The sequence below is a fragment of the Streptomyces sp. NPDC002206 genome, assembly GCF_053593595.1.
This window is the reverse complement of the sequence record NZ_JBSFCW010000001.1, coordinates 354,163-366,296: the sequence shown is the minus strand read 5'-3', so window position 1 is coordinate 366,296 and position 12,134 is coordinate 354,163. Positions and strand designations below refer to the sequence as shown.

Below are 12,134 nucleotides of genomic sequence, written 5' to 3'. Positions count from 1 at the left end.
TGCCGTTCGCCTCCCCGGCGCGGAACGGAATCTCACGTTCCCCTACGACAGCTGCGTCACTGTAGCGGCACACATGATCAGAAAGGAACAGCTTTCTCACGGACGGCCCGGGCCGCCGAACCACCCGGCACCGGGCCTTCGGCGTCGCAGCAGATGGTCGTCCCGCGGTGGCAGCGTGATGTTCCCCTTCGAGGAGCGACCCTGCTTCCCCGGTTCATCGAGTCCTCAATGGGGCGGGAGGGACTGTTCGGCCCAGATGGTCTTGCCGTTCTGGCTGTAGCGGGTGCCCCACTGGTGGGCGAGTTGGGAGACGATGAACAGCCCGCGACCTCCTTCGTCCGCGACCGGCGCGTGTCGCAGATGGGGTGCGGAGCTGCCGGCGTCCGTGATTTCGCAGGTGAGTGTGAGCTCCAGGATGAGGCGCAGTTGCACGGGCGGGGCTCCGTAGTGCACGGCGTTCGTGGCCAGCTCACTGACGATCAGCTCTGCGGTGAAGACGGTTTCCTCGTCCAGTCCCCAGTCGGTGAGGCGGCGCCGGGCAAGGGCTCGGGCTTCGCCGGCGGCTGTCGCGTCGGGGGTGAGCTGCCAGGTGGCCACGTGGTCGGGGGCGATGCCGGAGGTACGGGCCAGGAGAAGCGCGGCGTCGCCTCGTGGGGGATCGTTTCCCAGTGCGTAGACGACGTCGTCGCACAGGGACTGCAGGGAGCGGTCGGACCGGCTCAGGACGCTCCGGAGCAGGCCCGGATCCGTCTCCGCCCCCGCCTCCGTCTCCGCCCCCGCCTCCGCCTCCGCCTCCGCCTCCGGGAGCAGGGTTGCGGTGTAGAAGGCGAGGATGCTGCCCTCGGCGAGTTCGAGGCTCGCGGAAGCCCTGGGCACGTCCTCGGCGCATCCCAGCAGGGGGCTCGCCGGGACGTCGCAGACGTGGGTCGTCCCGTCCGGCTGGACGACGATCGGTGCGGGGTGCCCCGCACGGGCGATGGTGCAGATGCGGGTGATGGGGTCGTAGACCCCGTAGATGCAACTTGCGGCCAGTGTCTCGTCGTGCAGCGGATCGGCGGGTGGGAGCGCCGCGCGTTCCTCGGCCAGGCGGCCGGTGGTGTCGTGCAGCCTGGCGAGGAGTTCGTCGGGCTCCAGGTCGAGTGCGGCCAGCGCGTGGATTGCGGTACGCAGCTGCCCCATGGTGGTGGCGGCAGAGATTCCTTGGCCGTTCGCGTTGCCGGTGACCAGTGCTGTGCGGGCGCCGGGCAGGGCGATGGTGTCGAACCAGCTCGCACCCAGGTCCGCGGGGAGGCGGAGCCACGCAGTGTCGAGGGCTGCCCGCGGACCCGGGCTCTGGGGCAGGAGCCGGCGCTGGGTCGTGGCGGCGATGGTCCGCTCGCGGGTGAAGCGGCGGGCGTTGTCGATGCACAGCGCGGTGTGGGCGGCCAGTTCGAGGGCGAGGTCGACGTCGTCCTCGCCGTAGAGCTCGGTCTGTCCGCAGCGGTACAGGCTCATCAGCCCCAGCACCGTGCCGCGGAGGGTCAGCGGCGCCGTGATGAGCGAATGCGCTCCCGACGCGCGGATGGCCTCGGCACGTGGCGGATCCGCCGCCAGCCAGGCACTGTCGGCAGTCAGTTCCACGAGCCGGGGACGCAGGTCGGACAGAGCTTGCCCGAACGGGGTCCCGTAGGGCGCGGTGCGTACGTCGCCGACCGGATGCACGGGCTCCGCGACACAGCTGCGGAAGGCAGCACGCCGTAGGGGCACATCCCGGCTGAGCGGACCGATCGGGGGGTCCTCACCCCGTACGACTTCATCCACTACCTCGACCACGAGGATGTCGGCGTACTCAGGCACCAGGACATCCGCTGCCTCCTGGCAGGTGGTGACCACGTCGAGGGTCCGGCCGATGGCTTCGCGCACACGGGCGAGGACGGCGGTGTGCGCGTGCGCCCGCTCCCGGCCGGTGACCTCGACCGTGGAGATCGCGAGCCCGAGGACTGCACCTCGGGTGTCCTGAAGCCGGTAGGTGGATACGGAGAACACTCGTTCCCCGCCGCGATCGGCAGCAAAGCGAACGCGCACCAAGCGGTCGAGCACCGGCACGCCCTGCTCCAGGACACGGCGGGCCACGGATTCCTCGATCGCAGGGTCCGAGAGGGGGTACACCTCCATGAGTGGCCGACCCAGCAGGCCTTCGGACGGCACTCCGTGAAAGGCGCGTGTGGCCGTATTGACGCGCACGATCCGGAGTTCGCGGTCGACGATGTGCAAGCCGATGGGTGACTCGGTGAACAGGGCCTCGATCAGACTCTCGCTGATGCCGTCCGCATGGGTCCCGCCCGTGGGTTCCGTCGGCTGCCGCCCGATTTCCCAGGCCACGGCACCGTCCCGCAGCACCGGTCGCACCCACAGCTCGCACGTTGCCGTGCGGCCCTCCCGGCTGATCAGCTGCAGCTCTTCCCCGCCATGGTTGCCCTTGCCGACCGTGAAGAGTCCTGTCGCCGGAAGACCCAGCACCTCGGACGCGGGGAGGCCCAGCAAGGAGGCGGCCTCGTGACTCCACTCCGTGATCACACCGCAACCATCGATGATCATGAGTGCGTCGCCCCTCACGGCCCAGGCACCTCCGTCGGCCGTCGGGGCGGTCACTCATTCTGGCAGCGGGTGACAGCCCCGAGTCTTCGATGATCCCGCAGGTGAGGTGGTGACCTCCGTCCTGAGGAGCACTCGGCGCCGGATCGACGCCCGTTTTCAGTGTGCCGCGATGCGCTCGACGCGGCGACACCGAGCGGTACGGGGCCACGCCGGCCGCCGCGCCGCGACCGGTACTCGGACACCGGCGTTGTGTGACGTGTGCGCCGCCTTCTACCGGACGGCGAGTTTGCCAGTGGCATAGCCGATGCACAGTCGCCTCTTGCCGACACCGGCCCGGACCTCCGCCGTCAGAGCAGGTGGTCGGCCTTGCCGGCCTTGATGTCGCGGATCATCTGCCGGAGCGCCTCGCGGCTGTCGGTGAGGTAGTGGGCTTCCTGGCCGACGAGTGCGATGTAGCTGTTGCCCTGATCATCCGTCCCGAGTCGGTACCAGCTGGTTCCCTCACCACAGAACGGTTCTTCCCATGTGATGCCGTGCACGGAGACTCACCTCAGAGATGACGTGCGATGTCGTGGATGAAATCCCGGGACTTCTCGGGTGGCAGCGCAATGCGCTCCATCCGGTCGAGGTGTGAACGGTACTTGGCCAGTTGCGCTTCCCCGTACAGGAATTCGGGCCCATGTGTACCGCCCACCTGCACCGTGTCCAGCTGCGGTACGGGGCCCTCGGAGTAGTTCACGGTCTGTCCCGTACCGGGGAAGGCGCCCGCGTCGAACGGGGTCATGCGCAAGGTGATGTGGCGGCGCTCCGACACGTCGTGGGTCCAGCTGCCCAGGTGACGGCGGCTTCGCCGGGCTGCGGTCGTACGTGTGTATCCGGATCGCAGTGCGGCGGCGTCGAAGTCGATTGTGTGCGTGTGGGGCCGCGCCGGGGCGCCATGACTCCTGCCGGCGGGTAAAGGTTGCACAAGCGGAGACTTGTATCTGGATCATCCCTTTCTTAAGTTCAGGCAAACATCAGTAGAACTTCAGTTGAACTTCAGGAAGTTATTCCATGCGCCGAGACATACCGCCCCTCGTCGAGGTGCGTCGCATCACACAGAAGAAGCGCGATGCATGGTGGACCGTGCTCCTGGTCGACCCCGTAGCCACACCCCTGGTGCGGTTCGTTGCCAGGCGCACCCGTATCACTCCCAACCAGATCACCTGGGGCGCGCTGATCCTGGGGCTGGTTGCAGCCGCGTGCTTCGCCAAGGGCGACTGGTACTGGTTGATCGCCGGCGCGCTGGTCTACCACCTGAGCTTCATCCTTGACTGCATGGACGGCAAGGTCGCCCGTCTCACCGGTCAGGGGTCTGTGTTCGGCGCCTGGCTGGACTACATCTTCGACCGGATACGGGTCATGGCCTGCGCCGTCGCCCTCATGGCCGGCCAGTACTACCGCACCGGTGAGATGATCTATGTCTGGCTCGCTGCCGTGGTCGTCTTCCTGGACGGCCTGCGGTACATCAACTCGCTGGAGATCTTCAAGACCCGGCACACGATGCGCAAGCAGATCAAGTCGCGCATCCGGTCAGCCCGTCGAGACGAGAACCAGGCGGAGCTCGCCTTCATGGAGGACCTGCTCCGGGACAACCCCGAAGCCGACATCGAGCACGATGCAACCAGCGCCCCTGAGCGGGAAGAGGCGCCCTCCGGCCCAGTGACACTCGCCGCCTCCCAAGGGCAAGTGATCGATCTGCAGCAGGAGTTCCGTCACCGCTTCCCTGGCTACCTACGGTTCCGCTCGTTCATGCTGCGTCACCGCATCCGCACGCATCTGGTCAGTGGCATCGAGTTCCAGATGAGCGTGTTCATCATCGGCCCGCTCCTGGACCAGGTCATCGGTGCCACTGTCGTCAGCGCGGCACTGCTGCTGGTCTTCGAACTGGCAATCGTCTACAAGCTGCTGTTGTCCACCCGCGACTTCACGCGCACGATGAGCTCCTTCGAACAGCAACAGAAAATCACGACTGCGGCCTGACCTCCGGCGGAGGGCGATGGCCAAGAGGAAGGGCCGGGAGAGAAACCGGCGATGTGGGCCGTGCGTGGGCTCACAGTTCATCGGGACCTTCGTCGCGCAGCTTCCGCCAGAGGCGGGTGCGGTGCAGCACGTAAAGGGCGATGAACAGGACGATCGCCTGCAGGCCCACGGCGAGGAGCCAGAAGACGGTCGTGCTCTCCAACTCATCGGTCATGTAAGTGAAGTTCATGCCGAAGAATCCGGTCAGGAACGTCAGCGGCAGGAAGATCGTCGACACGATGGCCAGTCGGTTGATCACGCCGTTCTGTTCGCCGGACACGAGGGAGGAGTAGCTGACGAAGGCTCGCCGGGAGGCGTCCTGGAGAGACGCGATGTCCGTGAGCACCGACCTCGCAGCGCGCTGGTACGAGCGGGCGAGCCTCTGCCGCTCCTCCGGGAAGCTGCCGCTCATCGTCCTCCGCGTCAAGGTCTCGTCCGTCGCCTCCAGGTAGGGCAGGAGCGAGTGGTGCAGGAGGGCCGCGCGCCGTCGTAGCCGTGCCAGACGATAGACCTGCTGAGGCCGGCGTTGCTGGAACATCTCGTCCTCGAGATCCTCCACCTCCAGCAGGGCCTGCACGGCGGAGCGACGAAAGGTCTCCAGGGCCTCTTCCAGCAGCAGGAACAGCGTGGCCACGGTGTCGGAGGGCCGCTCACGCGGCAACCGGGCGGTGAGGCTCCCGATCGCTTCGACCGGCCCTCGGTGCACTGTGACCAGATACCGCTCGGTCACGAAGGCATGGATATGAGCGACCTGGCCTGCCTCGACGACCGGTACGACGAACCCGGCACTCTCTCCCAGGAACTCGGCACGCACGGCTTCGCCTTCCCTGCCGAGCCACGCCAAGTCCTCGGCTTCCAGGCCGAGCTGGTGGGCGACCGGCTGTTCGTCGGGCGATGCCTCCTCGGGCAGCTCGATGTCCACGATCAGAAAACGGGACGCCGCGAGACGCTCACGTGCCTCCGACACGTGTGTACGAGTAACGACGCCATCCGGCATCGACACCACCGATACGATCATCGTCCCTCATCGTGGATCACCGGCCGCAGCACCCTTCAGCGTGTGCAGACCCCGACGTCCACGCACCCGGAGGGACTCATTCGCACCGCCGGGTGGCCCCGAACGGGTGAGGGCCGCGCCGTCGGCGTCCGTAGGCGCGCCGGCCGGCGTCAGTTACCGCCCTGGTGGAGGCTCTGCAAGGTCACCGGGACGCCGATGCCGGAGGATGCTCCCGCAGACCTCCCCTGGAGATCGGCGGCCATGTCCCGGATCGCGGGGAGCCGGGCGAACAGCGCATCCCCGGGGCAGTCGGTCTCAGTGCCGTCGCGATGGCCGGAGATGGCATTGAATTCGGCCGAAGTGCCCTTGGCGTAGCGGCTTTTGTCATTGGTGGACGTCAGTCGCACCTTGCTGCGGGGGTCGACACCGCCCAGGCCGAGTTTCCAGGCGGCGAGGACCGCGATCGCGCGCTCCATGGGTGCCGGCACCGCCGTCCCTCGTCCGAAGGTGCCGATCGCCGCGATGCCTGCAGTGCCCTGGTTGAACCCCTGGGTGTGGGAGCCGACGACGGGGCGGTCGACACCGCCGGCGCGGCCTTCGTAGATGTTGCCGCATCGGTCGACGAGGAAGTTGTAGCCGAGGTCTCCCCAATGCCGATCATGGGTCTGGCCCGCATACAGGTTGCGCAGGGTGAGCGGTACGTCCGCGCAGTTGTAGTCGTTGGGGGTGTCGGTGTGGTGGATGAAGATCGCTGTCACCCCTCCCGCGTAGTGGGCATGGGCGTCGCGCTGGGTCTCGTCGGCCCGCCACTGTGCACGCGACACGATGGCGGGCCGACGCGCCGCACGGGGGAATGTCACCGGTGTCGCTCCGAGGGTGGGGAACGGCCATGTGGAATCGACGGCCGGCTCCGCAACGGTTTCGGTCCGCTGCGCCGAGGGAGGGCTTTCCGGCATCGTCCCGCTGCCGGCCCTCGTCACCCCGGCCGGTGCCGCCAGGAGAGGAACGGCCAAAGGGACCGTGACCCACAGTGCCATTCGGTACAAACGCACAGGGAGACCCTCTTTGTCTTTCGCCGTGGGGACGGTGGGGGCGTACGCCCAACAGCTTTCCGGGGGGAGGTTCACTGCGCGCGCCGGGTTACCGCATGCAGGGGAGCAAGCCGACTCCCGCAAGGGTTCCGAAGCAGGGCCGCGCCGAGGCCCCGGCACCCGGCCGGGCGTACTGTCCATGCCTGCCTGCCGGGACGCACGTACCGTGACGAGGGACTGCACAGGGTCGTCGCAGAGGTTCCGGCATGGAGGAGTGGACGACGTGAAGCTCGGCCTGCACTACTGGAACTACTCGCAACCCGCCGACCCCGCGCTCATCGCGCCCACGCTCGCCGAGGCGGCGCGGATCGCCGACCAGGGCGGGGTCGCTTCGTTCACCGTGATGGACCACTACTTCCAGATGGAGACCCCGCAGAGCGCGGCCGACGAGCCGATGCTGGAGGGGTACACGGCCCTCGGATACGTGGCGGCGCTGACCCAGCGGATGACGCTCGGCCTGATGGTCACGGGGGTGATGTACCGCCATCCGGGCCTGCTGGCGAAGATCGTCACCAGCCTCGACGTGCTGTCCGGCGGCCGGGCCGTGCTGGGTCTCGGCGCCTCCTGGTACGAGCGGGAGCAGCGCGGACTCGGGGTGCCGGTCGTCCCGGTCGCGGAGCGGTTCGAACGGCTGGAGGAGACGCTGCAGATCTGTCTGCAGATGTGGAGCGAGGAGAACGGCCCGTACGAGGGGCGGCACTACCGGCTGGCCGAGACGCTGTGCATGCCGGAGCCGATCGGCGAGCGGCCGCCGATCATGATCGGCGGCGGCGGCGAGAAGAAGACGCTGCGGCTGGTCGCCCGGTACGCGGACGCGTGCAACCTGTTCGCCACCGATGTGGACGAGGTGGCCCACAAGCTCGACGTACTGCGGGTGCACTGCGCGGCGGCGGGCCGCGACTACGACTCCATCGAGAAGACCCTCATGTTCAACAGGCCGGTCCTGGACGAGACCGATGCGTTCCTCGCCGACGTCGAGGAGTACGCGGAGCTCGGCATCACCGCGGTCCAGGTGCTGCCGGACCGGCACCCGGTCAGTTTCACCGAACAGCTCGCCGCACGCATCGTGCCCAGGCTCGACACGATCGGCTGAGGGCTGTCCCGTAGTCCCTGGTGGATCAGCGCGCGGCGTCGGATGCGGTGCATCGCAAGGCGGAGGGGCGTCCTCGTACGGGGCGTGTCCGGGCGTGTCCGGGACGGAGTCCAGGGCGGGGACGCCTCGCTCTTCGCCGCCCCCGCTGTGCCGGTCGCCTGAGCCGTTCAGGTCCTCATCGGCCGTCAGCCCGGGGCATCGGCGCGGTGAGCGTTTTGGGGCCTGCCCCTGGGCCCGTGGGCCCACGCCCCCGTCGGCTGCGCTCATTACGCTCGTAACCGACCGAACGTGAGCCGAAGACTTGCCGCCGCCGAGCGGTGATTCGACGTGCTCATACGCACATCCGAAGAGGTGCCCCCACACTCTTATGAGGTGAAGCGTCGATGAAAGACGGTTTCTTCCACTCGTACCACCTCGGCTGGAGCCGACTCGATGCCGAGTCGTTGCTCGGGGATCTCGGCGCGGCGGGGCTGCGGCTCGACCACTCCGCCACCGGCCGCATCACGCTGGTCAGCCCCGGCTCCGAACCGCCGGCCACCCAGGCGCGGGTGACCAGGGAGCAGCTGGTGACCGTGGCGGGCCTGCAACGGCTCGACGAGATCAGCTTCCTGCTGTGGGTGAAGAGCGGCGCCGAGGTGTACGCGCGCATCCGTCGCACGAGGGGTGGCGTCGTCGCTCTCGAATTCGGACTCCACGGGCTGTCCCAGGACGATCAGGAGCTGGCCGTCCGCGCGATCAGGGAGGCGATCGGCAGGGCCTCCGTGCTCTGCATCGGCTTCGTGGTCGACCGGGAGGGGGCATCGGTGGCGACCGACTGGAACGGGGTCATCGTCAACGGCACTACGCTGTTCGACAGTTGGCCGGACACGCTGGCCGTACGGCATGAGGTGGCGGCGGCGCAGCCGCAGTTGTCGGGTGTGGCGTCGTTCGAGCAGTCGCCGTGGATGCTGTTCGGCAGCGAGGTCCCCAGCCGGTAGCGGCCGTCCGGCCTGCGCCCCGGAGGGCCCGTGCGGGCGTCGTACCCGGCCGCACGCACCGGTGCGTGCGGCCCCGGCAGCCCTCAGACCCAGCCCCGCATCGCCACGAACCCGTACAGCAGACCGAGCGAGAACACCGTCAGGCCGGCCGCGAACACTGCGGGCATCAGCACCGGCCCCCATGCCCGCGGCCCGGCCACCGTGGCGCGCTTCTCCGGGGCCGCCGGATCGTACGTGACCCGGATCGGCGCCCCGACCTCGAAGCCGAACGGGCCCGGCGCATGGTCGACGAACTCCATGTCGCGGCCGTCCAGCGTGCGGAACGCGAACACGTACTCCGTCGCGTACCCACGCTCCCGGTCCGCCCCCCGGTCCACGACCCGGCGCTCCGCGCACCGGCCCTCGACCTGCACCCCGTGCCGGATCAGGCTCAGTACCCGGCCCAGCCGCAGCGCCGAGCGCACGGCGAACGCACCGAGGAACAGGCCGAACAGCAGCAGGAAGGTCGCGGTGCCGCCGGGCAGAACATTCATGAACGCCAGTCCTCCACGGGCTACTTCACGGTGATCGAGCCGACGAAGGCGTCGAGATCCTTCGTGCTCAGCGAGCCCTTCACCGCATTGATCCGGATGGCGAACGGTACGTCCTTCGAGTCGACCCCCGCCACTACGACCCCCGTCATCCGGGTGCCGCTCGCCGGGGTCTGCTCCTTGCCGGACGAGGTGAACTCGTAGTCGATCCGACGCGCGTCCCGGGCGCTCTCCTCGCCCGCCAGCCGCACATCGGAGGTGGCCTTACGGCTCGCACCGAGTCCGATGCCCGCGCCCGCCGCGGCGGCCGCCTCGCCCGCGTCGTCGACGCCCGTCGCGAAGTCGAGCTGGACCGAGACCATGCCGGTGCGCAGCCCGCCCTCCGTCTTGAGCGCGACGGCCGCATTGCTCTTGCTGCGGTCGGCCGCGGACTGCTCCTTGTATCCCTTGTCCTCCGGGTAGCCGACGGACAGGCTCTTCGTGTCGAGCTTGCCCCAGCCGTCCGGGACGGCGCCCGTGTCCGAGGAGCCGCAGCCGGTGAGAAGGGTGAGACCGATGGCGGCGGCAACAGCCGCGCCGAGCGTCCGGGACCTGTTCACTGCCGCCCTTGCCGTTGCCGCTGCCATGGTCTGTTCATCGCCTCTCGTCGTGCGTGGTGCCGGGTGGTGCCGGATGGTGCCGCCGGTGTTGCGGGGGTGCTCAATTCGCGCAGTAGCTGTACGGAAGGAAGCTGCGCTTGTCGCCCTGCGGAGCTCCGAGGAACTGTGCGTCCGTCAGTGTCTCCTTCTTGTGCTCGTCCGAGATGGAGAACCCGAGACTCATGCCGAGCGAGACCTCGAAGCCGAACTCCTGGGCGTCCGTCTCGCCGTGGTACTGCATGGTGCTCGACAGGCCGTCCTGGAACATCATCTGGTCGAAGGGGTCCGTCCCGTCGGGCTTCTGCTGCAGCGACTTGTCACCGAACATGTACTCGAACGGTGCGGTGTTGTTGCCGCTGCCGTCCAGCCACTTCTCGGCGATGGCCCGCTTGTCCTCGGTGGCCTTGTCGTCGTCCTTGCCGAAGATGATCGAGTTCGTCTGGACCTCGATGCCGGTTTCGCCGGACGAGTCGGTGACACTGCCCTTGCCGCCGCGCTTGTCGCCGTCCTTCTTGCCGTTGTCGCCCTTGGCCTCGCCCTTGTCGGACGTCGAGCCCGTCTCGACCGTCTTCGTCATGTCGATACGGACGATCTTGCCGGTCTTCTGGTCACGGGTGACGGTGATCGCCCCGGTGCGGGTGTCCTTCGCGCCGGCCGTGCCGGTGAGCGGGCCCGCCGTGCCGCCGACCTTGCCCTCGAGTTCGAGCTTGGCGGTGTACGTGTACGACTCGTTGCCGTTCACGTCGTCCTTGGTGATGGTCACGTCGGGGGAGAACTTGGCCTTGCCGCCCAACTTGGCGCCGAGCTTGGACTCGTCGCCCGCGCTGATGTTGAGACCGCCGTCGGCATACACGTTGAGGCCGATGGTCGAGTAGGAGATCTTCTTGTCGCCGATCTTCTTCTCGACGTCCTCCTTCTTCTCGGCCCACTTCATGCCCGAGTACCAGCCGCTGCCGTAGCCGCCGCTGTACTTGGTCGAGGTCTCCCACATCTTCATTTCCTCGATGTCGTCCCGCATCTTCTTGGCGTCCTCCTCGCTCTTGAAGACCCAGGTGTCACCGTTGGTGATCTTGACGCCGCCGCCGACGTCGACATCCGCCTTGCCGAGCTTGCCGAGCTTGACGCCGGGCGTACTGCCGCTGGCGCCGACGGACGCGGCGTCCGTGAACGTCATGTAGACCAGCTTGTCGTTCTCGTCGACCTTGCCGTCCTCGTTCACATCCGTCTTGGCCTGGCTGACCTTCTGCTGGAAGCCGTACTCGTTGCCCCACTCGAACCAGCCGATCTTCACCTTGTCGCCGACGGTGTCGGAGACGCTGGAGACCTGGCACAGCTTGGGCTCGTAGTCGGCATCGGTCTTCGGCTTCGTAGTCGGGTCCCCGCCGCCCGTCGTGCATCCGGCACTGCCGCCGCCCATCGAACTGATCGCACACCGGATCCGGTCGCCGATCTGCCCGCCGACACCCGCCATCGCCATCGCGCCGATCAGGGTGACGACGAGGACGATCACCCCCAGGTACTCCATGGCGGTGGCACCGGTGTCGCGCCAGGTGTACGAGTTCGGCGCGGCGGACTCCGTCTCGTCGGCCTCCAGCAGCCGGTCGACGGCCAGTCCCACGGCAGAGCCGGTGACCAGCACCACCACCGGCATCAGCACGCCCTCGACGCCGACGACATGCCACGAGACGTAGAGGCCGTACGCGAGCCCGACGACCGGAACACCCAAGGTGGCGAGCAGATACAGGAGACGGGACTCACGCTGCTCGTCGGGCAGGACGCGGGCGGCGGCCAGGGTGGTGAGGAGGGTGGTGATGACGCTGGGCACATGCAGCAGTGCCAGCCGCCAGGTGAAGGCCTGGAGCCGCTCATCGGTGGCGAGCGTCTCGACGAGCCCACGCGTCACCAGGATCCCGGCGAAGACGTAGACGAGGGTGCCGACGGCCCAACTGCGCGTCAGGGGAAAGAACACACCTCCGCCGCGCTCCCGCGGTATATGGCCCCCGCTTCCGCTTCTCCAGCCGCCGCCACTTCTCACGGTCTTCCCCTCCGCCACTGACTCGCACTGCCTGCCCGCCCCGCTGCTGAACCTCGGGTGTGGCGTGAGCGTACGGGCGGGCGGGCCGGATGACCTGGGCCCTTGGCCCCAAGTTCGGGCCCAAGTCCGGGGAAA

The 12,134-nt window shown here is 68.1% G+C and carries 11 protein-coding genes; 3 read left to right on the top strand and 8 right to left on the bottom strand.

The genetic code is table 11. The features are described 5' to 3' along the window. Positions 1 to 225 precede the first annotated feature (225 nt). The 3 genes from ACWCP8_RS01640 to ACWCP8_RS01630 all read right to left on the bottom strand — a co-directional run bounded on the left by ACWCP8_RS01640 (position 226) and on the right by ACWCP8_RS01630 (position 3,544). Entirely contained in the window at positions 226 to 2,595 is a 2,370-nt protein-coding gene (locus ACWCP8_RS01640) for a SpoIIE family protein phosphatase (protein ID WP_451113891.1), read from the bottom strand. 329 nt (positions 2,596 to 2,924) lie between these two features. Next, on the bottom strand, positions 2,925 to 3,116 hold the full coding sequence (locus ACWCP8_RS01635) for a hypothetical protein (RefSeq protein ID WP_451113890.1): 192 nt from the start codon (positions 3,114 to 3,116) through the stop codon (positions 2,925 to 2,927). 11 nt (positions 3,117 to 3,127) lie between these two features. Beyond that, positions 3,128 to 3,544, bottom strand: coding sequence for a Scr1 family TA system antitoxin-like transcriptional regulator (locus ACWCP8_RS01630; protein WP_451113889.1), 417 nt, complete (start codon positions 3,542 to 3,544; stop codon positions 3,128 to 3,130). A gap of 86 nt (positions 3,545 to 3,630) precedes the next feature. Between ACWCP8_RS01630 and ACWCP8_RS01625 the strand changes: the two genes are divergently transcribed. Then, the gene (locus ACWCP8_RS01625; protein WP_352267679.1) at positions 3,631 to 4,599 is read left to right on the top strand and encodes a CDP-alcohol phosphatidyltransferase family protein; all 969 of its coding nucleotides are present in this window, start codon (positions 3,631 to 3,633) and stop codon (positions 4,597 to 4,599) included. 70 nt (positions 4,600 to 4,669) lie between these two features. Here ACWCP8_RS01625 and ACWCP8_RS01620 read toward each other — a convergent pair whose 3' ends face one another. Beyond that, a complete protein-coding gene (locus tag ACWCP8_RS01620) occupies positions 4,670 to 5,605 on the bottom strand; it encodes a CorA family divalent cation transporter (protein ID WP_451113888.1) in 936 nt (311 codons plus the stop codon). Positions 5,606 to 5,805: 200 nt separating this feature from the next. Next, on the bottom strand, positions 5,806 to 6,495 hold the full coding sequence (locus tag ACWCP8_RS01615; RefSeq protein WP_451113887.1) for a peptidoglycan recognition protein family protein: 690 nt from the start codon (positions 6,493 to 6,495) through the stop codon (positions 5,806 to 5,808). Positions 6,496 to 6,949: 454 nt separating this feature from the next. On the opposite strand from ACWCP8_RS01615, the gene ACWCP8_RS01610 reads away from it, so the two are divergent. Both ACWCP8_RS01610 and ACWCP8_RS01605 read left to right on the top strand, forming a co-directional pair. Beyond that, positions 6,950 to 7,819 (top strand): LLM class F420-dependent oxidoreductase, encoded by an 870-nt coding sequence (locus ACWCP8_RS01610; protein WP_352267682.1) that lies wholly within the window; start codon positions 6,950 to 6,952, stop codon positions 7,817 to 7,819. 383 nt (positions 7,820 to 8,202) lie between these two features. Continuing rightward, positions 8,203 to 8,796 carry a hypothetical protein gene (locus ACWCP8_RS01605; RefSeq protein ID WP_451113886.1) on the top strand — a complete coding sequence of 198 codons (594 nt, stop codon included), beginning with the start codon at positions 8,203 to 8,205 and terminating at the stop codon, positions 8,794 to 8,796. Positions 8,797 to 8,879: 83 nt separating this feature from the next. Here the strand turns inward: ACWCP8_RS01605 and ACWCP8_RS01600 are convergent, their stop codons facing one another. The 3 genes from ACWCP8_RS01600 to ACWCP8_RS01590 form a co-directional block, all read right to left on the bottom strand. Further along, the gene (locus ACWCP8_RS01600; RefSeq protein WP_330246080.1) at positions 8,880 to 9,329 is read right to left on the bottom strand and encodes a DUF3592 domain-containing protein; all 450 of its coding nucleotides are present in this window, start codon (positions 9,327 to 9,329) and stop codon (positions 8,880 to 8,882) included. A 20-nt stretch (positions 9,330 to 9,349) separates the two neighbouring features. Next, on the bottom strand, positions 9,350 to 9,952 hold the full coding sequence (locus ACWCP8_RS01595) for a hypothetical protein (RefSeq protein WP_451113885.1): 603 nt from the start codon (positions 9,950 to 9,952) through the stop codon (positions 9,350 to 9,352). 73 nt (positions 9,953 to 10,025) lie between these two features. Next, the gene (locus ACWCP8_RS01590) at positions 10,026 to 11,999 is read right to left on the bottom strand and encodes a hypothetical protein (RefSeq protein ID WP_451113884.1); all 1,974 of its coding nucleotides are present in this window, start codon (positions 11,997 to 11,999) and stop codon (positions 10,026 to 10,028) included. Between the last annotated feature and the right edge of the window lie 135 nt (positions 12,000 to 12,134).